The 24,204-nt window shown below is 33.3% G+C and carries 18 protein-coding genes; all 18 read left to right on the top strand.

Features of this window, described 5'->3' with window-relative positions; translation table 11 throughout:
• Positions 1–25 precede the first annotated feature (25 nt).
• The 18 genes from nrfD to deoC all read left to right on the top strand — a co-directional run bounded on the left by nrfD (position 26) and on the right by deoC (position 24,202).
• A complete protein-coding gene (nrfD, locus tag BP92_RS0101190) occupies positions 26–1,435 on the top strand; it encodes an NrfD/PsrC family molybdoenzyme membrane anchor subunit (RefSeq protein ID WP_026724365.1) in 1,410 nt (469 codons plus the stop codon).
• A gap of 4 nt (positions 1,436–1,439) precedes the next feature.
• Positions 1,440–1,964, top strand: a complete 525-nt coding sequence (locus tag BP92_RS0101185; protein WP_026724364.1) for a DUF3341 domain-containing protein — start codon at positions 1,440–1,442, stop codon at positions 1,962–1,964.
• Positions 1,965–1,973: 9 nt separating this feature from the next.
• Positions 1,974–2,519: a c-type cytochrome gene (locus BP92_RS0101180; RefSeq protein ID WP_026724363.1), complete on the top strand. Its 546-nt coding sequence runs from the start codon at positions 1,974–1,976 to the stop codon at positions 2,517–2,519.
• Positions 2,520–2,546: 27 nt separating this feature from the next.
• Positions 2,547–4,061, top strand: coding sequence for a quinol:cytochrome C oxidoreductase (locus BP92_RS0101175; protein ID WP_026724362.1), 1,515 nt, complete (start codon positions 2,547–2,549; stop codon positions 4,059–4,061).
• Between the two features lie 19 nt (positions 4,062–4,080).
• Positions 4,081–5,241, top strand: coding sequence for a cytochrome c oxidase subunit II (locus BP92_RS0101170; RefSeq protein ID WP_026724361.1), 1,161 nt, complete (start codon positions 4,081–4,083; stop codon positions 5,239–5,241).
• Positions 5,242–5,272: 31 nt separating this feature from the next.
• Complete coding sequence (locus tag BP92_RS0101165; protein ID WP_035692584.1) at positions 5,273–7,039, top strand: cytochrome c oxidase subunit I; 1,767 nt, start codon at positions 5,273–5,275, stop codon at positions 7,037–7,039.
• Between the two features lie 74 nt (positions 7,040–7,113).
• A complete protein-coding gene (gene ruvB, locus BP92_RS0101160) occupies positions 7,114–8,136 on the top strand; it encodes a Holliday junction branch migration DNA helicase RuvB (RefSeq protein ID WP_026724359.1) in 1,023 nt (340 codons plus the stop codon).
• Between the two features lies 1 nt (position 8,137).
• Positions 8,138–9,064 (top strand): tRNA epoxyqueuosine(34) reductase QueG, encoded by a 927-nt coding sequence (gene queG / locus BP92_RS0101155; protein WP_026724358.1) that lies wholly within the window; start codon positions 8,138–8,140, stop codon positions 9,062–9,064.
• A 95-nt stretch (positions 9,065–9,159) separates the two neighbouring features.
• On the top strand, positions 9,160–10,041 hold the full coding sequence (locus tag BP92_RS0101150) for a DUF808 domain-containing protein (RefSeq protein WP_026724357.1): 882 nt from the start codon (positions 9,160–9,162) through the stop codon (positions 10,039–10,041).
• Between the two features lie 40 nt (positions 10,042–10,081).
• Positions 10,082–10,594 carry a hypothetical protein gene (locus tag BP92_RS0101145; protein ID WP_026724356.1) on the top strand — a complete coding sequence of 171 codons (513 nt, stop codon included), beginning with the start codon at positions 10,082–10,084 and terminating at the stop codon, positions 10,592–10,594.
• Between the two features lie 186 nt (positions 10,595–10,780).
• A complete protein-coding gene (locus tag BP92_RS0101140) occupies positions 10,781–13,063 on the top strand; it encodes an NADP-dependent malic enzyme (protein WP_026724355.1) in 2,283 nt (760 codons plus the stop codon).
• A gap of 7 nt (positions 13,064–13,070) precedes the next feature.
• On the top strand, positions 13,071–13,652 hold the full coding sequence (gene ruvA / locus BP92_RS0101135) for a Holliday junction branch migration protein RuvA (protein WP_026724354.1): 582 nt from the start codon (positions 13,071–13,073) through the stop codon (positions 13,650–13,652).
• Positions 13,653–13,655: 3 nt separating this feature from the next.
• A complete protein-coding gene (sov, locus tag BP92_RS0101130) occupies positions 13,656–20,870 on the top strand; it encodes a T9SS outer membrane translocon Sov/SprA (protein ID WP_394331850.1) in 7,215 nt (2,404 codons plus the stop codon).
• 138 nt (positions 20,871–21,008) lie between these two features.
• Complete coding sequence (gene gcvH / locus BP92_RS0101125; RefSeq protein WP_026724352.1) at positions 21,009–21,389, top strand: glycine cleavage system protein GcvH; 381 nt, start codon at positions 21,009–21,011, stop codon at positions 21,387–21,389.
• Entirely contained in the window at positions 21,343–21,750 is a 408-nt protein-coding gene (locus BP92_RS17490) for a VanZ family protein (RefSeq protein WP_084329603.1), read from the top strand. Before gcvH ends, BP92_RS17490 begins: the two co-directional genes overlap by 47 nt.
• A gap of 44 nt (positions 21,751–21,794) precedes the next feature.
• A complete protein-coding gene (locus BP92_RS0101115; protein ID WP_026724350.1) occupies positions 21,795–22,532 on the top strand; it encodes an energy transducer TonB in 738 nt (245 codons plus the stop codon).
• 92 nt (positions 22,533–22,624) lie between these two features.
• The gene (locus tag BP92_RS16615; protein WP_051604339.1) at positions 22,625–23,383 is read left to right on the top strand and encodes an energy transducer TonB; all 759 of its coding nucleotides are present in this window, start codon (positions 22,625–22,627) and stop codon (positions 23,381–23,383) included.
• A 75-nt stretch (positions 23,384–23,458) separates the two neighbouring features.
• Entirely contained in the window at positions 23,459–24,202 is a 744-nt protein-coding gene (gene deoC / locus BP92_RS0101105) for a deoxyribose-phosphate aldolase (RefSeq protein ID WP_026724349.1), read from the top strand.
• Positions 24,203–24,204 lie beyond the last annotated feature (2 nt).

Raw genomic sequence — 24,204 nt, 5'->3', positions numbered from 1 at the left:
AATTAAAGAAACAATATAAAGGATTATGTCGTCTCATTACGAAGCACCCATTAGAAAACCTTTAGTAGTAGGAAGTAAATCTTACCACGATGTAACGGTAGATGTGGCTAGACCTGTAGAAGGTAGAGCAAACAAACAATGGTGGATAGTATTTTCAATCGCATTAGCCGCTTTCCTATGGGGATTAGGTTGTATGATTTATACCGTTACCACTGGTATTGGAACATGGGGATTAAATAAAACAGTAGGTTGGGCTTGGGATATCACCAATTTCGTTTGGTGGGTAGGTATCGGTCACGCCGGAACTCTTATCTCTGCCGTATTATTATTATTCCGTCAAAAATGGAGAATGGCTATTAACCGTTCTGCAGAAGCAATGACGATTTTCTCGGTAATGCAAGCAGGTTTATTCCCAATCATTCACATGGGTCGCCCATGGTTAGGTTACTGGGTATTACCAATTCCAAATCAATTCGGATCATTATGGGTTAACTTTAACTCACCATTATTATGGGACGTATTCGCAATTTCTACTTATTTATCAGTATCATTAGTTTTCTGGTGGACTGGTTTATTACCTGACTTTGCTATGCTACGTGATAGAGCAGTAACTCCTTTTACAAAAAGAGTTTATTCTATCCTTTCTTTTGGATGGTCTGGTAGAGCTAAAGACTGGCAACGTTTTGAAGAGGTTTCTCTTGTTTTAGCTGGTTTAGCAACTCCTCTTGTACTTTCTGTACACACGATTGTATCCTTTGACTTTGCTACTTCTGTAATTCCAGGATGGCATACAACAATCTTACCTCCATACTTCGTTGCTGGAGCTATCTTCTCAGGATTCGCAATGGTAAATACACTTCTTATCATCATGAGAAAAGTGTCTAACTTAGAAGATTATATCACTGTACAACATATCGAGTTAATGAACATCGTAATCATGATTACTGGTTCTATTGTAGGTTGTGCTTATATTACGGAGTTATTCGTAGCTTGGTATTCTGGAGTTGAGTACGAACAATATGCATTCTTAAACAGAGCAACTGGTCCTTACTGGTGGTCATATTGGTTAATGATGACTTGTAACGTAATTTCTCCACAAGTTATGTGGTCTAAGAAAATTAGAACTAACATCATGGCGTCTTTCATCATCTCTATTGTGGTTAATGTTGGTATGTGGTTTGAGCGTTTCGTAATTATCGTGACTTCATTACACAGAGATTATTTACCATCATCATGGACTATGTTCCAACCAACTTTTGTTGATGCTGGTATTTATATTGGTACTATCGGATTCTTCTTTGTATTATTCTTATTATATTCTAGAAGTTTCCCTGTAATTGCTCAGGCAGAGGTTAAGACAATCTTAAAAGCGTCTGGTGATAATTACAAGAGAGAAAGAGAACAACACGGTCATAATCATTCAGATAATCATTAATATCATGAGTAATAAAGTAATACACGCTATATATAATGATGATGATGTTTTAATGGATGCTGTTAAACAAACAAGAGCAGCTCATCATCATATTGAAGAAATTTATACACCTTTTCCAGTGCACGGTTTGGATAAAGCTATGGGGTTAGCGCCTACAAGACTTGCAATTTGTGCATTTATATATGGATTAGTTGGTCTTTCGATATACACTGCATTGATGAATTATATTATGATTCAAGATTGGCCGCAAGATATTGGAGGAAAACCAAGTTTTAATTATATTGATAATATGCCTGCTTTTGTGCCTATTATGTTTGAAGGAACTGTTTTCTTTGCTGCTCACTTAATGGTTATCACCTTTTATATGAGAAGTAAATTATGGCCATTTAAACAAGCTGAAAATCCTGATGTAAGAACTACAGATGACCATTTTTTAATGGAAGTTGGAGTTCACGGTAACGAAGAGGAATTAGTTTCTTTCTTTACAAACACTGGAGCGGTAGAAGTTAAAGTTGTAGAAAAGCATTAATAGATAGTTATGAAAAGTTTATATAAAATAGTAGCAGTAGTAGGTTTGTCTTTCATGGCAACTTCATGTTTCGATAAAGCAAAACCTAACTATCAGTTTTTCCCTAATATGTACGAAGCAGTTTCTTACGAAACCTATTCTGAGCATAATGTATTTAAAGGTGGAGTGGAAGCTCAAGTGCCTGCAAAGGGATCAATTAAGAGAGGATTTGTGCCTTACGAAATTCCTAATACACCAGAAGGTTATGCTTTAGCTAAAGCAACTTTGAAATCACCATTAGATTCTTTATCAATCAATCAAGATAAAGCAAAAGAATTATATACAGTTTACTGTGCAATTTGTCATGGTGATGCAGGGGATGGAAAAGGTAACTTAGTGGTGAAAGAAAAATTCCTTGGAGTACCAAGTTATAAAGATAGAGAAATTACAGACGGAAGTGTTTTTCACGTAATTACTTATGGATTAAATTCTATGGGTTCTCATGCTAATCAATTGTCTCAAGAAGAGCGTTGGGTTGTTGCTGATTACGTTTTAAAATTAAAAGCTGGATTATAATAGTAAAACTTTTTGAAAATAATAGATATGTACACGTTTTCAAGTAAATTAAAAACTTTTTCATTCGTCCTAATGGCTCTTGGAGTTGTAGGTATTGTAATTGGATTCTTAAATGCTCCAAAAACAATTGAGGATGTAGAAAAATTATTAGCAGATAGTCATCACGGTCATGAAGCTGCTCATGTAGAGAAAGTTGCTCCTCATGCTACAGAAGCTCATGTTGTAGCTGATACTGTTAAAGCTGTTGAAACTCATGTTGCAGATTCAACTCATACTGTTGCTCATGAAACTACAGTAGATTCTACTGCTCATGTTGAAGATACTACTGCTGTTGTAGCGGTTGCTGAAGCTCCAGCTCACACAGATAATCATGACACTCACGCTAAGGCAGATGCTCATTCACATGATGACCACAAAGCACATTTAGAACACGTACTTCACCAATTACAGAATAAGCCATGGGCTGCTTTGTATGTGGCTTGTATCTTCTTTATGTTAATTTCAGTTGGAGTTTTAGCTTTTTATGCTATTCAATATGCGGCTCAAGCAGGTTGGTCTCCAATCTTATTTAGAGTAATGGAAGGTATTACTGCGTATTTATTACCTGGTTCTATTATTTTCTTCGTATTGTTAGTTGCTGCTGGAATGCACTGGGGACACAATCATTTATTTGTATGGATGGATCCAGAAGTTGTTAATCCAGAATCTGTTAAATTTGATAAATTAATTTTCCTTAAAAAAGGATGGTTAAATGTTGGAAGATTCTTAGGAACTGCTGCTATCATCTTAATTGTTTGGAATTATGTACGTTTCAAATTTGTAAAAAATTCTATTGCTCAAGATAGCGCTGAAGACAATGCTCCTTACAAGAGAAATTTCAAACTTGCTGCATTCTTCCTAGTATTCTTTATCGTTTCTGAGTCTATCATGTCTTGGGATTGGGTTATGTCTGTTGACCCACACTGGTACAGTACATTATTTGGATGGTATGTATTTGCAAGTTTCTTTGTAAGTGGAATTACTGTAATTGCTATGATTACATTATATTTAAAATCTAAAGGATATTTAGAAAATGTAAATACAAGTCACATTCACGATTTAGCTAAATTTATGTTTGGTATCAGTATTTTCTGGACATACTTATGGTTCTCTCAATTCATGTTGATTTGGTATTCTAATATCCCAGAAGAGGTTACTTATTTCGTAACTCGTATCGAACATTACAAATTACCTTTCTTCGGAATGTTAGCTTTAAACTTCATTTTCCCATTGTTAATCTTAATCAATACAGATTTCAAACGTTTAACTTGGATTGTTGTTATGGCAGGTATCGTAATATTATGTGGACATTATATTGATTTCTTCAATATGATTATGCCTGCAACAGTTGGTGATCAATGGTTTATTGGTATTCCTGAAATTGGAGCTTTAATGTTCTTCTTAGGTTTATTCATTTTCGTTGTGTTCTCAGCTTTAACTAAGGCTCCATTAGTTGCAAAAGGAAATCCTTTAATTGAGGAAAGTAAACATTTTCATTATTAATAGTTAAAAAGAAATAAAAATGACAAGTTTCTTGGTATTTATAATTTTAGTTCTAGTCGGTATTGCAATTTGGCAACTAACTAAAATTTTTGATTTAACCCAAATTGGCGGTTCTTCAGACAATGACGAAATTGCAAATGACAAAGATAATAGTGTTAATGGTTACTTAATGTTTGCCTTTGTTGGTTTCATTTATCTATTCACTATTTATTCATTATATTCTTGGAGTGATTTAGTATTAGGAACTCCAGCTTCTGAGCATGGTAAAGACGTAGATAATTTGATGGCTATTTCTATGGCTTTGATTTTCTTCGTACAAACAATTACGCAGTTCTTATTGCACTACTTTGCTTTTAAATACAGAGGTAAAGAAGGTCAAAAAGCATTATATTTTGCAGATAATAACAAGTTAGAGGCTATTTGGACAATTATTCCAGTTATCGTTTTAGCTGGTTTAATCATGTACGGTTTATATACTTGGAATAACATTATGTTTGTTGATGAAGAAGACAAGCAAGATGCTATTGTTATCGAGTTGTACGCAAAACAATTTGGTTGGGAAGCTCGTTATGCAGGTGATGATAAAACATTAGGAAAAGCAAACGTTAGATTGATTGAAGGTATAAATACTTTAGGAGTTGATTTAGCTGATCCAGCTGCTCAAGATGATAAAGTAGTAACGGAATTACATTTGCCAGTTGGTAAAAAAGTAATCTTCAAAATGCGTTCTCAAGACGTATTGCACTCAGCTTACATGCCTCACTTTAGAGCACAAATGAACTGTGTTCCAGGGATGATTACTCAGTTTGCATTTACTCCAACAGTTACAACAGTTGATATGAGAAATGATGAAGCTATCATGGCTAAAGTGAATAAAATTAACAAAATTCGTACTGAGAACAGTAAGAAAATTGTTGCAGAAGGTGGTACTGCTTTAGATCCTTACACATTTGATTATTTATTATTATGTAATAAAATTTGTGGTGCGTCTCACTACAATATGCAAATGAAAATTGTTGTAGATACACCAGCAGATTTCAAAAAATGGTTAGCTGAAAAACCTACATTAGCACAACAATGGAAAGAAGCTAATGCTCCTGCACCTGCAGCGGCCCCAGCTGAAGCTACTAATGCAGTAGCTGTTGATTCAACTAAAGTTGTAGCTCAAGTTATTAAATAAGTTATTTTATATTAAATATAATAGAATTAGTATGTCACACGATCACGGTCATCATAAAGAAACTTTCATCACTAAATACATCTTTAGTCTTGATCACAAAATGATAGCGAAACAATACCTTATTTCAGGTTTATTGATGGGTATTGTTGGAGTTGTTTTATCTTTATTCTTCCGTATGCAAATTGCATGGCCAGAAGAATCTTTCGAAATTTTCAAAGTATTCTTAGGTGATAATTTTGCACCTGATGGAGTAATGCGTAACGATATTTACCTTGCTTTGGTAACTATTCACGGAACAATAATGGTATTTTTTGTACTTACTGCTGGTTTAAGTGGTACGTTTAGTAACTTATTAATTCCGTTACAAATTGGAGCTCGTGATATGGCCTCAGGTTTCATGAATATGCTGTCTTTTTGGTTGTTCTTTGTTTCTTGCATTATCATGATTAGTTCTCTATTTGTTGAATCAGGACCGGCATCTGCGGGTTGGACAATTTATCCTCCTTTAAGTGCTTTGCCTCAGGCAATTCCTGGATCTGGTTTAGGTATGACTTTATGGTTAGTTTCTATGGCTATATTTATTGCTTCTTCTTTGATGGGGTCATTAAATTATGTTGTAACAGTAATCAACATGAGAACTAAGGGTATGACAATGACTAGGCTTCCATTAACAGTTTGGACTTTTTTCTTAACTGCTATTATCGGTATAGTTTCTTTTCCAGTTTTGTTTTCTGCTGCTTTGTTATTGATTTTTGATAGAAGTTTTGGAACATCTTTCTTCTTGTCAGATATTTTCATTCAAGGTGAAGTTTTACATTATCAAGGAGGTTCTCCAGTATTATTTGAGCATTTATTTTGGTTTTTAGGACATCCTGAAGTATACATTGTTATTTTGCCTGCAATGGGACTTGTTTCAGAGATTATTGCAACAAGTTCTAGAAAGCCAATTTTTGGTTACCGAGCAATGATTGCTTCTGTTATTGCAATTGCTTTTTTATCTACAATTGTTTGGGGGCACCATATGTTCGTTTCTGGAATGAATCCTTTCTTAGGTTCAGTATTTACATTTACAACCCTATTAATTGCAATTCCTTCTGCTGTTAAAGCGTTTAACTGGATTACAACTCTATGGAAAGGTAATTTACAATTGAATCCAGCAATGTTGTTCTCTATTGGTTTCGTTTCTACTTTTATTACTGGAGGTTTAACAGGTATTATTCTTGGAGATTCAACTTTGGATATTAACGTTCACGATACATATTTCGTAGTGGCTCACTTCCACTTAGTAATGGGTATCTCTGCATTATACGGATTCTTTGCTGGTGTTTACCACTGGTTCCCTAAAATGTTTGGAAGAATGTTAAACAAAAACTTAGGTTATGTTCACTTCTGGGTAACTGCTATTTGCGCTTACGGAGTTTTCTTCCCAATGCACTTTATTGGAATGGCTGGTTTACCAAGACGTTACTACACCAATTCAGCTTTCCCATTATTCGATGAATTAGCTGATGTTAATGTATTGATTACAGTTTTTGCAATCGTTGGAGCTGCGTTCCAAATCGTATTCTTCTGGAACTTCTTCTATAGCATTTTCTATGGTAAGAAAGCAACTCAAAACCCATGGAAATCGAATACTTTAGAATGGACTACACCAGTGGAGCATATTCACGGTAACTGGCCTGGAGAAATCCCTGAAGTTCACAGATGGCCTTATGATTACAGTAAACCAGGTCACGATGAAGATTTCGTTACTCAAGTTACACCAATGAAAGAAGGAGAAGAAGTTTTACATCACTAAGATTTTTTCCACAATATACAAACCTCTCCAATCGGAGAGGTTTTTGTTTTATAACTTTACTTATCTTTGCTTTTATGAACGATAATTTGAATCCCAATAAAGAATCCTATTCTCCGCAAGATATTGATATCGAAAAGGCATTACGTCCGCTAAGTTTCGATGATTTTTCTGGACAAGAACAAGTGTTAGAAAACCTAATTGTTTTCGTACAAGCAGCTAATTTGCGTAAAGAAGCTTTAGATCATACTTTGTTTCACGGACCTCCAGGTTTAGGGAAAACAACCTTAGCAAATATCTTGGCAAATGAATTAGGTGTAGGAATCAAAATCACTTCAGGACCAGTTTTAGATAAACCAGGTGATTTAGCTGGATTATTAACGAATCTTGAAGAGCGCGATGTTTTATTTATTGATGAAATTCATCGTTTAAGCCCAATTGTTGAAGAGTATTTGTATTCGGCAATGGAAGATTTTAAGATTGATATTATGATTGAATCGGGTCCAAATGCAAGAACCGTTCAAATTAATTTGAATCCATTTACTTTAGTCGGTGCAACAACTCGTTCAGGATTATTAACAGCACCAATGCGTGCTCGTTTCGGAATTCAGAGTAGATTACAATATTATAATACCGAATTATTAACCACAATTGTACAACGTAGTTCATCTATTTTAAAGATGCCAATTACAATGGAAGCGGCTATTGAAATCGCAGGAAGAAGTAGGGGGACACCTCGTATTGCTAATGCTTTATTGCGTCGTGTTAGAGATTTTGCTCAAATCAAAGGAAATGGAAAAATCGACATTGAAATCGCAAGATTTGCTCTAAAAGCTTTAAATGTAGATGCTCACGGATTAGACGAAATGGATAATAAAATTCTATCTACAATTATCGATAAATTCAAAGGAGGTCCAGTTGGTTTAACTACATTGGCAACCGCAGTTTCCGAAAGTGGCGAAACCATTGAAGAAGTATACGAACCTTTTTTAATTCAAGAAGGTTTTATTATGCGAACGCCTCGTGGAAGAGAAGTTACCGAAAAAGCTTACAAACATTTAGGAAAAATTAAAAACAATATTCAAGGAGGTTTATTTTAGTTTGATAAACAATAAAGAAAAATACACAAAGTTGATAAAAGCCGAAGCCCAACGCCTCGGCTTTTTGTCATGCGGTATTTCTAAAGCTGGCTTTTTGGAACAAGAAGCTCCAAGGCTTGAAAATTGGTTGAATAACCAAATGAACGGTCAAATGAGTTACATGGAAAATCATTTTGACAAACGTTTGAATCCAACGCTTTTGGTAGATGATGCTAAAAGTGTGATTTCGTTATTATTGAATTATTATCCTTCCGAAATTCAAAATGAGAATTCGTATAAAATCTCAAAATACGCTTACGGGCAAGATTATCATCAAGTCATAAAAGAAAAATTAAAGGAATTATTACATTTCATTCAATCCGAAATTGGCGAAGTTTCAGGAAGAGCTTTTGTAGATTCGGCACCGGTTTTGGATAAAGCTTGGGCGGCAAAAAGTGGCTTGGGTTGGGTTGGAAAAAACAGCAATCTAATCACCCAAAAAGTCGGTTCTTTTTATTTTATTGCTGAATTAATTGTTGATTTGGAATTAGAATATGATACTCCAACAACTGATCATTGTGGAAGTTGTACAGCTTGTATAGATGCTTGTCCTACGGAAGCTATTGTGGCGCCTTATGTGGTAGATGGAAGTAAATGTATTTCGTATTTCACGATTGAATTGAAAGAGAATTTACCGCAAGAAATGAAAGGCAAATTCGACGATTGGATGTTTGGTTGCGATGTTTGCCAAGATGTTTGTCCGTGGAATCGATTCTCAAAACCTCATAATGAACCACTTTTTGAAGCAAATTCAGATATTTTGAATTTCTCAAAATCCGATTGGGAAGAAATTTCAGTAGATACTTTTCAAAAGGTATTTAAAAATTCAGCTGTAAAAAGAACTAAATATGAAGGCTTACTTCGTAATATCAATTTTTTGAAGAAATAAAATGACATAGTCTTTTTCAGACAAAAAATTTTTCACATCAAAAAACTTTGGCGTAGTTTTGAGAGTTATTAAAAAGAAAAAATAAATTTAAAATTATGGCATCAGGATTTTTCGCAATCTTAGACGATATCGCTGCATTGATGGATGATGTAGCAATGACAAGTAAATTAGCAACCAAAAAAACAGCAGGAATTTTAGGAGACGACTTGGCTGTAAATGCTGAAAAAGCAACGGGTTTTTTAGCTTCAAGAGAAATTCCAGTGTTGTGGGCAATTACAAAAGGTTCGTTTATCAATAAGTTGATTATTCTTCCGGTTGTTTTTGTTTTGAATTGGTTGTATCCGCCAGCCATTAAAGCCGCTTTAATCATCGGAGGAGTTTATTTAGCCTACGAAGGTGTGGAGAAAATTATCGAATATTTTTTTCATCGTGCTAAAAAAGGAGAGGAAGTAATTACCGAGAGTAAATTGGAAGAAAGTGACGAACACTCTGAAAAAGCAAAAGTAAGTTCGGCTATTAAAACCGATTTTATTCTTTCGCTTGAAATTGTTATCATCGCTCTAGGAACAGCAATGGAAAAACAACATGACCTTATTACCCAAATTATTAGTGTTAGTATAGTAGCTATTTTAGCAACTATTGGAGTTTACGGAATCGTAGCTTTAATTGTGCGTATGGACGATGCTGGTTTTTATTTGATGCGAAAATCGGATAATAAAGGATTTATGTCTTCTTTTGGAGAAACTCTAATCAAAGCTTTACCATTAGTAATTAAAGGGCTTGCTGTGTTAGGAACGATTGCGCTTATCTTAGTTTCTGGAGGTATTTTTCTTCACAATATTGAATACATCCATCATTTAATTCCACATAGTGTTCCATCAACAATAGCTGAATTTGGCGTTGGAATTACATTCGGGTTGTTAGCAGTTTTGTTGATGACAGGGTTTAAGAAGGTAAAGGGTTTGGTTAAAATATAGATTTTTTTATGAGTTAAATTTAATTTTATAAAAGTAAGAAATGAGGAAAATTATATTTTTAATTTTATTAACAGCTTGTTTTTTTTCATGTAATAGTCGTGTAGAAAATAATCAAAGTGGAAATAAAAATTCTAATTTGTCGGAAACTAATACTTATGATGTATATTCTGATGAGTTTTTTAATGTTGTTAAAATGGATAGCCTTAAAAATAAAGTTAGAAAAGAAGGTGATATATTAGCTTTTCAAGAGTTAAAAGAAATATATTACAATAGTGGCCATGAAAATGAATTTTTATATTATTCAACGTTTATGGCTAATGTTTATAATTATGATTATGCATTTTACACTAGTTATTCTATTTTGATGACGGACATTATCAATGAAAAAAATGAAATTAATAACGTATATGCTAATTATTATCTTCTCAAATCTTATGAATTAGGCTATAAAGAAGCTTATTCTACGATTGAGGAAAGATTTGGAAAATCTGAAAGATTTATTAGTTCAAAAGATTATCTAAAAGATAATTATGATTTGCTTTTTGGTAATTAGACGAGTGTTTTTGAATTTAGTTATGAATGCGTACGTTGAATTCATTAATTATTCAAAATGGTCTTCAATCCTAAAATCAAAATAATTTCAACAAATAATCCATTTATTTTTTCAAAAGAATGCCAAAATAATTTCTCATTTTATACGTATACCCTTATATTTGTAAGTTAGTAAAATAAAAAAATCATGCATAAAGATAGTAAACGTAGAGAAGCCTTATTATATCACGCAAAACCTACACCTGGTAAAATTCAGGTAGTTCCCACAAAAAAATATGCAACACAAAGAGATTTAGCTTTGGCTTATTCTCCAGGAGTAGCAGAACCTTGTTTAGAAATTGAAAAAGACGTTAACAACGTTTATAAATATACCGCAAAAGGAAATTTAGTAGCTGTAATCTCAAACGGAACCGCAGTTTTAGGTTTAGGAGATATTGGTCCAGAAGCTTCAAAACCTGTAATGGAAGGAAAAGGTTTGTTGTTCAAAATCTTCGCTGATATTGATGTATTTGATATCGAAGTAGGAACAAAAGACATTGAAGAATTCATTGCAACGGTAAAAAATATTGCTCCAACTTTCGGAGGAATTAACTTGGAAGATATCAAAGCACCAGAATCTTTCGAAATTGAAAGACGTTTGGTAGAAGAGTTGAATATTCCCGTAATGCACGATGACCAACACGGAACTGCAATTATTTCATCAGCCGCTTTATTAAATGCTGTGGAATTAGCAGGAAAGAAAATGGAAGAAGTGAAAATGGTTATTTCTGGAGCAGGTTCGGCAGCGATTGCTTGTGCTAATTTATATGTTTCTTTTGGTGTGAAACCAGAAAACGTTGTAATGTTCAACAGTAAAGGAGCCTTAAGAAAAGACGATCCAAGAGTTACTGATATGCAACGCCGTTATGCAACGGATAAACATTATGACGATTTAGCCCAAGCTATGAAAGGCGCCGATGTATTTATCGGATTGTCTTCGGGAGATATCGTTACACCAGAAATGTTGTTAGGAATGGCGGATAATCCAATCGTTTTTGCGATGGCAAATCCTACACCAGAAATCAATTACAACTTAGCTATCGATACGCGTAAAGATATCATTATGGCAACAGGCCGTTCTGATCATCCTAACCAAGTGAATAATGTATTAGGTTTCCCATTTATTTTTAGAGGTGCTTTAGATGTTAGGGCGACTAAAATTAATGAGGAAATGAAGAAAGCAGCTGTTATCGCTTTAGCAGAATTAGCGAAAGAATCAGTTCCAGAGCAAGTAAATATTGCATATGGAGAAACCAAATTAACGTTTGGTCGCGATTATATCATTCCAAAGCCTTTTGACCCAAGATTAATTGCAGCAGTTCCTCCAGCCGTAGCAAAAGCTGCTATGGAATCAGGTGTTGCAACAGCTCCAATTACCGATTGGGAAAAATACAAAGACGAATTGTTAGAACGAATGGGTTCAGATAACAAAATGATTCGTTTGTTAACTAATAGAGCTAGAACGAATCCAAAACGTATCATTTTTGCGGAAGCAGATCAAATAGATGTGTTAAAAGCAGCGCAAATTGTTCATGAAGAAGGCATTGGTTTCCCAATTTTATTAGGAAATCAAGAAATCATTAAAGAGTTAAAATCAGAAATTGGTTTCGATACCGAAGTGCCAATTTTTGATCCAAAAACAAAAGAATCGGAAGCTAAAAGATTAGCCTATGCCAATCATTTTTGGGAAACCAGAAAGCGTAAAGGAATTACTTTGTTAGATGCTGAAAAATGGATGCGCGAGCGTAACTATTTCGGTTTAATGATGGTAAATACAGGTGAAGCAGATGCTATGGTAACGGGATATTCTAGAAGTTATCCAACCACTATTAAACCAGTAATGCAATTAATTGATAAAGCGCCTGGAGTTTCTAAAATTGCTACTACGAATATGATGATGACGGCAAGAGGTCCGATTTTCTTATCGGATACTGCAATCAATCCAAATCCTTCAGCAGATGATTTAGCAAGAATTGCTTTAATGACTGCTAAAACAGTTAAAATGTTCGGAATGGAGCCTGTAATTGCAATGGTATCTTACTCAAATTTTGGTTCATCACACAATGAAGGACCAAGCAAAGTAAGTCAAGCTGTGGCGTATTTACATGAAAACTTCCCTGATTTAATTGTAGATGGAGAAATTCAAACGGATTTTGCATTGAATTCAGATATGCTAAAAAGTAAGTTTCCATTTTCGAAATTGGTAAATAAAAAAGTAAATACACTTATTTTTCCTAATTTAGACGCAGCAAACATCACGTACAAACTATTGAAAGAGTTGAATAAGGCAGAATCAATCGGTCCAATTATTTTAGGATTAGATAAACCAGTTCACGTATTTCAATTAGGTGCAAGTGTTGAAGAAATGGTGAATATGGCGGCAGTTGCTGTTGTAGATGCACAAGAAAAAAATAGAAAACAAAACAGATAATTGATATATGATAGCGCACATTCAAGGAAGATTAGTTGAAAAAACACCTACCGAAGTTGTAATTGATTGCAATGGTGTGGGCTATCATATTAATATTTCATTGCATACTTTTTCATTAATTCCAGATTCTGAGAGTTTAAAATTATATACGTTTCTTCAAGTAAAAGAAGATTCACATAGTTTGTTTGGATTTGTTGAAAAACAAGAAAGAGAACTTTTTAAGTTATTACTTTCGGTTTCAGGAGTTGGGGCAAGTACGGCTAGAACAATGTTGTCGTCTTTAGCACCAGCCCAAATTATTCAGGCAATTGCAGCTAATGACGTGGCTACGATTCAATCGATGAAAGGTATTGGAGCTAAAACAGCCCAACGAATTATCTTAGATTTGAAAGAAAAAGTGTTAAAAGTGTACAATTTAGATGAAGTTTCTGTTGTTGAAAGCAATACAAACAAAGATGAAGCGTTATCTGCTTTAGAAGTTTTAGGATTTGCAAGAAAAGCAGCCGAAAAAGTAATCGACAAAATCATCAGAGAAACCCCAAATGCTACTGTTGAAAACTTAATAAAACAAGCTTTAAAAAATTTATAAAACTTGAAAGACATAATTATAAAAGCAATAAATAAATTACAACATAGCCTTGCATTATTATGTGTGCTTTTTTCTTTTTCGCTACAAGCTCAGGTAGATGAAGAAGAAAAAGATTCTGTGAAAACAGGTGTTGATTTAGGTAAGTTAAGTTTGCCAAATCCAGCTAGTATATTGGATAAATATACTTATGATCCTGCATCTGATCGTTATATTTATACCAGTTCTGTAGACGGTTTTAATATCAATTATCCAATGATACTAACACCAAAGCAATATGAAGAATTGGTGTTGCGTGAGCAAATGCGTAAATACTATCAGGATAAATCTGCAGCAATTGATGGTAAAAAAGCGGGTTCTGAAGAGGCTAAGAAGAACTTACTACCCAGATATTATGTTAATTCTAAGTTTTTTGAAACAATTTTTGGTGGAAATACAATCGATGTAAAGCCTACAGGTTCTGTCGAATTGGATTTAGGAGTTCGTTTTACCAAACAAGATAATCCTTCTTTTTCTCCTAGAAATAGAAAAACAATAAGTTTTGATTTTGATCAAAGAATTAGTGTTGGTCTTCAAGGAAAAGTAGGAACTCGTTTGAATGTTAACGTAAATTATGATACACAATCAACTTTTGCTTTTCAAAACCTAATAAAATTAGAATATACACCTACTGAGGATGATATTATTCAAAAAATTGAAGTGGGTAACGTTAGTTTTCCTTTATCTAATTCTTTAATTAGAGGCGCACAAAGTTTGTTTGGAGTTAAAGCTCAGTTACAATTTGGTAAGACAACATTTACTGGAGTTTTTTCAGAGCAAAAATCGCAAACTAAATCGGTAACAGCGCAAGGTGGAGGAACACTCCAAGATTTTGAGTTGTTTGCATTAGATTATGATGTGGATCGTCACTATTTCTTATCGCAATACTTTAGGGATAAATATGATAAGGCTTTGGAAACATTTCCTTATGTAAATTCACGTGTTCAAATTAACAGAATTGAAGTTTGGATTACGAACAAACAAAATAGAGTAAATTCAACAGAAAATAATTTAAGAAACATAGTAGCCTTACAAGATATAGGTGAAGGTCCTTTAACCAATGTTTTGCCTGAAGAAACTGTTCATGTTAATACCACAGCCAATCCAACTTTCTATAATGTAGCTGCTGATAACCCATCAAACAACGGAAACAATAAATTTGACCCAACAAATATTGGAAGTAACTTTTTGAATAGTTCTATTAGAGATGTTTCTACCGCGTCTAATGGTTTTAATATTCCAGGAATGGCTGAAGGGGTTGACTTTGCTAAACTAGAAAATGCAAGAAAGTTAACAGCTTCAGAGTTTACATTTCATCCTCAACTTGGTTATATTTCCCTTAATCAGCGTTTAGCAAATGATGAAGTTTTGGCTGTCGCTTATCAATATACAGTTGGTGATCAGGTTTATCAAGTCGGTGAATTTGGTACAGACGGTGTAGATGCTACAAACGTTGATGCTTCTGGAGTTCCAAGTTCTCAAGCCTTAATTTTGAAATTGTTAAAAAGTAATTTAACAATTGATAAATATCAAGTAGGGGGTTCTGGACCATATTTTACCATGCCAACATGGAACATTATGATGAAAAATATTTATCAAATTCCTGGAGGTGCTCAATTACAACAAGATGATTTTAAATTAAATATATTATATACAGATCCTTCTCCTTTAAATTATATTACTCAAGCGGGAACGGATCCATTACCAGCAGATGTTGTTGAAACACCATTATTAAAAGTTTTTGATTTAGATAAGTTGAATTTTACGAATGACCCTCAAGAAGGCGGAGATGGTTTTTTCGATTTTTATCCAGGTTTAACTGTTGATGCTCAAAAAGGGAGAATTATTTTCTTAAAAGTTGAACCTTTTGGAAAACACTTATTTAATAAGTTAGATGTTTCTACACTTGCTGAAAATTACGATGACCCATTAACTTATAACAGCAATCAGGCTAAGTATGTTTTTAGAAATTTATATAAAACAACACAAGCTGCCGCTTTACAAGAGAGTGCTAAAAATAAATTTCAATTAAAAGGGCGATTTAAATCTATGGGTGGCGATGGAATTTCGATTGGTGCTTTTAATGTGCCACAAGGTTCTGTTGTTGTAACTGCTGGAGGAAGAGTTTTAGTTGAAGGTGTAGACTATACCGTTAATTACCAGATGGGTAAAGTTAATATCTTAGATCCGTCGTTAGCTAGTACACCTATACAAGTTTCGGTAGAAAACAATTCGGTTTTTGGTCAGCAAACAAGAAGATTTTGGGGTTTCAATGTCGAACATAAGTTTAATGACAAGTTCTTATTAGGCGCAACAATGTTAAACATGTCGGAGCGACCATTTACAACCAAATCTAATTATGGACAAGAATCGGTTAATAATACTATTTTTGGATTTAATGGAAATTACTCAACTGAAGTTCCTTTTTTAACAAGATTAGTAAACAAACTTCCAAATATTGATACCGATGTTCCTTCAAATATTTCCTTAAGAGGAGAAATTGCTTATTTAAAGCCAGGCGCTTCAAAAGCGGACCAATTTAATGGAGAACCTACATCTTACATTGATGATTTTGAAGGTTCGCAGTCAACCATTGACATGAGAAGCCCACAAGCTTGGTCGTTAGCTAGTATTCCTTTAGAAGGCGCATTTGATGGTGATCCAACATCAAATGAAACTTCGGTAGATGCTTTAAGTGTTGGTTACAAAAGAGCTAAAATGTCATGGTATACTATTGATCCTATTTTTTACATTCAGCCACCAGCAGGTATATCTGATGCGGATTTATCTTTGAATAAAACAAGAAGAATTTTTAGTAGAGAGTTGTATCCAGTTACTGATATTGCTCAAGGACAATCAACAGTAATTAATACTTTAGATTTAACTTATTATCCAAAAGATAGAGGTCCATATAACTTTAATCCTACTTTGGCTGCTACTAATCAATTTACAGATATTGAAGCTCCGGATAATTGGGGTGGAATTATGCGTTCTATAAATTCAACCAATTTCGAACAGTCAAATGTTGAATATATTCAGTTTTGGGTGTTAGATCCTTATTATGGAAATCCAGGAGATGTTGCAGACCCTACAAATACTGGAAAAATAGTATTCAATTTAGGTGAAATCTCAGAGGATATTTTGAGAGATGGAAGAAAGTTATATGAAAATGGTTTGCCTGAAGAAAATTCCCTTCAGCCAGTAGTTTCAACCTCTTGGGGAGAAGTTCCGGCAGCACAATCATTAATTTATGCCTTTGATACAAATGGGGGAAATAGAGCGGTTCAAGATGCAGGTTTTGATGGTTTAACCGATAACGATGAAGTTTTAAAATTCCCAACATTCGCATCTCAATCGGATCCATCAGCAGATAATTATCAATTTTATTTAAATACAACAGGTGATATTGTTACAAGATATAAAAATTATAATGGTTTTGAGGGTAATTCTCCCGTATCAGTAACGGATAATAATAGAGGTAACACAACGTATCCTGATGTTGAAGACATCAATCGTGATAATACGATGAATACAATTAATGCCTACTTTAAATTTGAAGTGCCAATCTTGAAATATCCGGATGCCGATAATGGAGTTCCAGTTGGTCAAAATTATATTGTAGATTCAAGAAAATCTACAGAAGTATTACCGAATGGAGAAACGGCTAATGCTAGATGGATTTTATATAAAATTCCAATTCAAGAATTTACAGATGCAAATAAAGTAGGACCTATCAACGATTTTAGATCGATTCGTTTTATGCGAATGTATATGACTGGTTTTAAAGATGAAGTCACATTACGTTTTGGAGCTTTAGATTTAGTAAGAGGAGAATGGAGACGCTACGTAAATTCATTAGATTTTAATGATCCACAAACTGATGATGATAATACTGCGTTTGATGTTGTGGCTTTAAACATTCAAGAAAACGGAGATAGAACTCCAATTAAATATGTAACGCCTCCTGGAGTAGTTAGAGAACAATTATACAATAACAATACGGTAATAAATCAAAATGAACAATCTTTGTCGTTGAGAGTTTATGATAAAACAGGTGGTATTGCAAATGGTTTACAACCAAACGACTCAAGAGCTGTTTTCAAAAATGTAAGTGTCGATATGCGTCAGTATAAAAAACTGCGTATGTTTTTACATGCTGAAGCTACTGAAAATGGAGGTTTACAAGATGAAGGCCTAACCGCTTTTATTCGTTTTGGAAATGATTTTACAGATAACTTTTATCAAGTTGAAATTCCTTTAAAGGTAACCGCTTATGGAGCATCATCTCCTGAGGCAATTTGGCCATCGGAAAATGAAATAGATGTGCCATTTTCTCTTTTAACTCAATTAAAAATATTGGCTTTAGCTAATGATGCTTCAATCACTTATGATGCAAACGGAATAGGTTTTGTTGAAGAGGAAAATTTAGGTTCTTCAAATGATAGGTTAACATTAGGAATAAAAGGAAATCCTAATTTTGGTCTAGTTAGAACTTTAATGATTGGTGTAAAAAATAAATCAGGGCAAATTCAAAGAGGTGAAGTTTGGTTCAATGAGTTGCGTATGTCTGATATGGATAATAAAGGCGGTTATGCTGCTGTAGCTAATTTAGATTCTAATTTAGCTGATTTTGCTACCGTATCTGCAACTACCAGAATGAGTACTATTGGATTTGGATCTTTAGAACAAGGTCCAAACGAAAGAAGTAGAGAAGATGTTTTTCAATATGACATTGTAACAAATATAAATTTAGGGAAATTATTACCAAAAAAATGGGGAATTAATCTACCTTTTAATTACGGAGTAGGTGAACAAACTATTACGCCAAAATACGATCCTTTTTATCAAGATATTGAACTACAACAATTGTTAGATCTTACTACAAATCCGACTGATCGTTCTAATATCGAAAATCGAGCAATTGATTATACAAAGAGAACAAGTATCAACTTAATTGGAGTTAAAAAAGAGAAAAATCCAGAGAAAAAACCTCATTTTTATGATGTTGAGAATTTAACACTTTCGTACTCATTAAACGAAACGCAACATCATGATTATGAAATTGAAAATTTAATTGATCAACAAAATAGATCTACAGTAGATTATGCTTTTTCATTTAAACCGTTAACTGTTGAGCCTTTTAAAGAAACTAAAGTATTTAAAAAGAGTAATTATTATAAATTGTTGAGTGATTTTAATTTTAATTTCTTACCAACAAATATTTCATTCAGTTCTACCATACTAAGACAGTTTAACAAACAGAGATTCCGTTTAGTAGATGTTGAAGGTGTTGGATTAGGAGATTTATATAGAAGAAATTATTTCTTTAATTATCAATATGGTTTCAATTATAATATCACAAAATCATTACGTGTAAATTATACAGCGGCTTCTAATAATATCGTTAGAAATTATTTAGATGAAAACAACTTACCAATTGATGGATTGGACATTTGGGATGATTACTGGAATACAGGAACAGCAAATCAACACAATCAACAATTTGTGGTAAATTATGATCTTCCAATTAATAAGTTACCAATATTTAGTTTTGTAAAATCTACTTATACTTACACAGGAGATTATAATTGGCAACGTTCTTCAGATGCGTTTTCAAGTATAGAAGCAGAAGATGGAACAACGTATCAATTAGGTAATACAGTTCAAAACGCGAGTTCTCATAAGTTGAATACTATTTTGAATATGGATATGTTTTATAAGTATGTAGGTTTAACTAAAGCGAAGTCAAATAAAGGTAAAAATGCACCTAAAAATAAGCAAGTAGCGCCAAAACCTGGTCAAAAAGTTACTTCAGCTGGAAATAATAATATTTCTAATGAACGCAATCTTTTTATGTCGGGATTAATAGGTGTTATAACAAGCGTAAAAAATATTCAAGTAAATTATACTGAAAATAAAGGGACTGTGTTGCCGGGATATTTACCTGGTTTAGGTTTCTTTGGTTCTTCTAAACCTTCTTTAGGTTTTGTTTTTGGAAGCCAAGCGGATGTGCGTTATGAAGCTGCAAGAAATGGATGGTTGACATCATTTCCAGAGTTTAACCAAAATTTCACTCAAGTAGAAAATAAAAAATTGAATTTGACAGCTCAGTTAGAAGTATTCCCTGATTTGAAAATAGATTTAAGTGCAGATCGTTCTTATACTTATAATTTTTCAGAGCAGTACGATGTGACTAATGGGAATTATAATTCTCGTTCGCCATACGATTTTGGTAATTTTAATATTTCAACAATATTAATTAAAACTTCATTCTCTCAAAGCGATGTGAATTTTTCTCAAGCCTTTCAAGATTTGAGAGATAACAGATTGGTTGTAGCAAATCGATTAGCAGAAAGTTACTACGGTTCTGCAACTTTCCCGAGAGATGCTGAAGGATATCCGGTTGGTTACGGTAAAAATAGCCAACAAGTATTATTGCCTTCCTTCATTGCAGCTTATTCCGGTCAAGATGCAAGTAAAGTAGCAACGGGAGTTTTTAGAAATACGCCATTACCAAATTGGAATATTAAATATACAGGTTTAATGCGTTATTCTTGGTTTAAAGATAATTTCAAAACCTTCTCAATCCAACATGGTTACAGAGCAAGTTATAATGTTAATGCTTTTCGTTCTAATTTGAATGACGCTCCAGTAGATGCTAATGGTAATTTTTATGCGAATAAGATTGTGTCTAATGTTAACCTTACTGAACAATTTAATCCTTTAGTGAAAGTTGATATGACGTTAAAAAATTCATTTAAATTCTTAGCGGAAATTAAAAAAGGAAGAACACTTAATATGAGTTTTGATAATAATCTACTTACTGAGGTTAGTGATAACGAATACATAATTGGTCTTGGATATAGAATTAAAGATGTTACCATTAATTCTGCTTTAGCGGATAATACTGCGGGAGTTATAAAGAGTGATATCAATATAAAGGCTGATTTTTCATTACGAAAAAGTAATACCATTGTTCGATATTTAGATTATGATAATAATCAATTGGGAGGAGGACAAGATTTATGGTCTATAAAATTAACAGCAGATTATTCGTTTAGTAAGTATTTAACCGCAATTTTCTTCTATGATCATCAATTTTCTCAAGCAGTTATTTCAACATCTTTTCCAACAACTAATATTAGAAGTGGATTTACCTTACGATACAATTTTGGGAATTAAATAATTTAACTATAAAGTAAAACACCCGTTAGAAAGTATTTTTTTAAACGGGTGTTTTTTTATGTAAAAAAATAACAAAAACCTTTTTTTCAATTCAATAAATACAATTACATTTGTACGTCAAAAAATTATAACCAAATGAATATACCAACTAATTTAAAATACACTAAAGACCACGAATGGGTTTCAGTTGACGGCGATGTTGCAACTGTAGGGATTACTGATTTTGCTCAAAAAGAATTGGGTGATATCGTATATGTAGAAGTGGAAACTTTAGATCAAACGTTAGATAAAGACGAGGTGTTTGGAACAGTAGAAGCTGTTAAAACGGTTTCTGATTTGTTTTTACCACTATCTGGTGAAATTATTGAATTTAATGATTCTTTAGAATCAGATCCAGAAAAAGTAAATTCAGATCCTTATGGAGATGGATGGATGGTGAAAGTGAAAATTTCTGATGCTTCTGAAATAAATGCACTTTTATCGAGTGAAGATTATAAAGCACTTATCGGAGCGTAATTTTTTATTTTTCGCTATTGTTTGGACTGTTTTCATTACAGTTGCAAGTTTAGTGAGTTTTAATAGCGTCCCCAAGGTAGCAATACCAGGAAATGATAAGCTTGTACATTTTTTGTTTTACTTCTTTTTTGTTGTGTTTTGGAGTATTGCATTGCATAAAAACTTTTATTCAAAAAAATATAGTTTTATTATTGTTGTATTTGCAATAGTTTATGGCATAATTATTGAGGTTTTACAAGAACTATTAACAACTACAAGAGAGCCTGATTTATATGATGTATTTGCAAACTCATTGGGTGCAATTATTGGATATTTCGGATTCTATTGTGTGAAGTATAAATTTTTTAATAAATTTTTTTAAAACATTTCTAATATTAACTATATTAGCACCTCAAAATTAAAATTATGGAAATAAAGAAAAATCCTAATGTAGACCCTAAGAGAAATAGTTCGTTGTATTTCCTTATTGGTTTAACAGCTGTTTTAATGTTAACGTATGTGAGCATTGAAATGAAGACGGAAGATCCTAGAGAAGAAAAAGTTGAACTTGTAGTTTCAGATAATATGGCAATGGAAGATGAAGAAGTTATTCTTACAATGCCTCCTACACAAAGACTACCACCACCACCTCCTCCAGCGCCAGAGGTAATTCAAATTGTTGATAACAAACAAGTGCTTGAAGAGAAAAAGATTGAAACTACAGAAGTTGATGAAAATAAAGCGGTTGTAGTTAATACAGCTTCTTCTTATGGTGAAGAAGGTGGAACTGCTGAAGAAATTGATGAAGAAGTTCCTTTTACAGTTATTGAAGATGTTCCAGTATTTCCTGGATGTGAAGGTGTTGCAAAAAACAAACGTTTAGATTGTTTTATGGAGCAAATGGCTAAGCACATTAAGAAAAACCAACAATATCCAGAAAAGGCTATGGAAGATGGAATTCAAGGTAGAGTTTCTGTTTTATTTGTAATTGATAAAGATGGAAGTATTACTAATGTTCAAGTTCGTGGTCCTAAAGGTGGTGAACTTTTAGAAAAAGAAGCAAAACGTGTAATTGACAAATTACCTAAATTCAAACCAGGTATGCAAAGAGGTAAGCCTGTAAGAGTTAAATACAGTCAACCTATTACATTCAAATTACAATAATACTAAATCCCAACTTTCGAGTTGGGATTTTTTTTTGGCATATAAATTGTATAGATTAATTAACAAACCGTTAACTATTAATCTATATAATCATGAAAGCAAATGTTGATTTCCCGAAAAGAGTAAAAAATAGCTTTATCTATTTTCAAGTTGGTTTAATTGCAACCATGTTAGTTGTGCTTTTTATTTTAGAATTTAATTTTAAGGATGTATCAAAACCCTTTAGTCATGTTATTTCTACTGGTATTTATTCAGAGCCAACTTACGTTTATAATCCAGCTCCAACTACAAAACCACAAGAAACAACAAAGCCTGTTGTAAGTAATGTTCCTAAAGTAACTCATGTTTTTAAGCCAACAAAAGCCGAGCCTAAAAAAGAGGACAACACAACAACCTTGGCTAATCAAGATAATTCATCAGATAATCAAAATAATACCGATACAACTCCATCAGAAATTCCAAAAGAAAATGGTAATGGAGGTGTCGTAGAAACGCCAACAGCATTTACTGTTGAGCAGTTACCTATGTTTCCAGCATGTAAGGGGTTGAGTAGAGCAGAACAAAAAGCATGTTTTGATGAGCAATTGGCTAAAGCGATTGTGAAAAACTTGGTGTATCCTGAAGGAGACTTGGCGATAGGAAAACAAGGGGTTGCCCAAGTGGAATTTGTTATCGATGAAAACGGAGCTATTACAAATGTTGTAGCGATAAATAATAAGAGAGCTTCGTCAGAAATGCAAAAAGCAGCCGAAAGAGCCGTGAAAAGAATACCTAAATTAATTCCTGCTAAACAAGGAAATAAAGAGGTAAGAATTAAATATACCATCCCAGTTGTGTTTAAAATTCAATAATTAAATATTATTTGTGATAAAAAGTCCCATTTCGATGGGATTTTTTTATTTTTACACTTTATAATTCTTTGTGAAATGAACATCAAACAATATTTAGACTCAACCTATCTTAAAACCGCAGCTCAGGCGAATCTTTCTGAAAAAGAAAATACTGAAGTTGTGAAAAATTGTATTCAAGAAGCCATTGATAATGATTTTAAATTAATCATGATTCGACCAGACAAAGTTGCTATGGCAAGAAAAATGATTCATGAGGCTAATTCGAAAGTTACAATTGGAACGGTTATCGATTTTCCATTAGGAAATGGAACTTTAGAGGATAAATTGACTGAAGCCAAACAAGCTATAGAAAATGGTGTTGATGATTTAGATTATGTTGTAGATTATGAAGCTTTTAAAAGAGGTGAAATTGATATTGTAAAAGAACAAGTTTTACAAGGAACTAAATTAGGGTTAGCTCACAATAAAATTGTAAAATGGATTATTGAAGTAGCAGCTTTAGATAATCATCAAATTGTACAATTATCGGCATTAATTAAGAATGTGGTGATTGCTAATTTCAGCGAAAAAGAATACGATAAGGTATTTGTGAAATCATCAACAGGTTTTTATAAAACGCCAGAGGGTGTTCCAAATGGAGCTACAGTTCCAACCATTAAATTAATGCTTGAAAATTCTTGTCCGCTACCAGTTAAAGCTGCAGGTGGAGTAAGAACCTATGATGAAGCTGTAGAAATGGTTCAATTAGGCGTAAAGCGAATTGGAACTTCAGCTGCTAAAGCAATTGCAAATGGCGAAATTTCAAATAGCGATTATTAAAA

Source organism: Flavobacterium sasangense DSM 21067 (assembly GCF_000686885.1).
GTDB lineage: Bacteria > Bacteroidota > Bacteroidia > Flavobacteriales > Flavobacteriaceae > Flavobacterium > Flavobacterium sasangense.
This window is presented reverse-complemented; position numbering and strand designations above follow the sequence as displayed.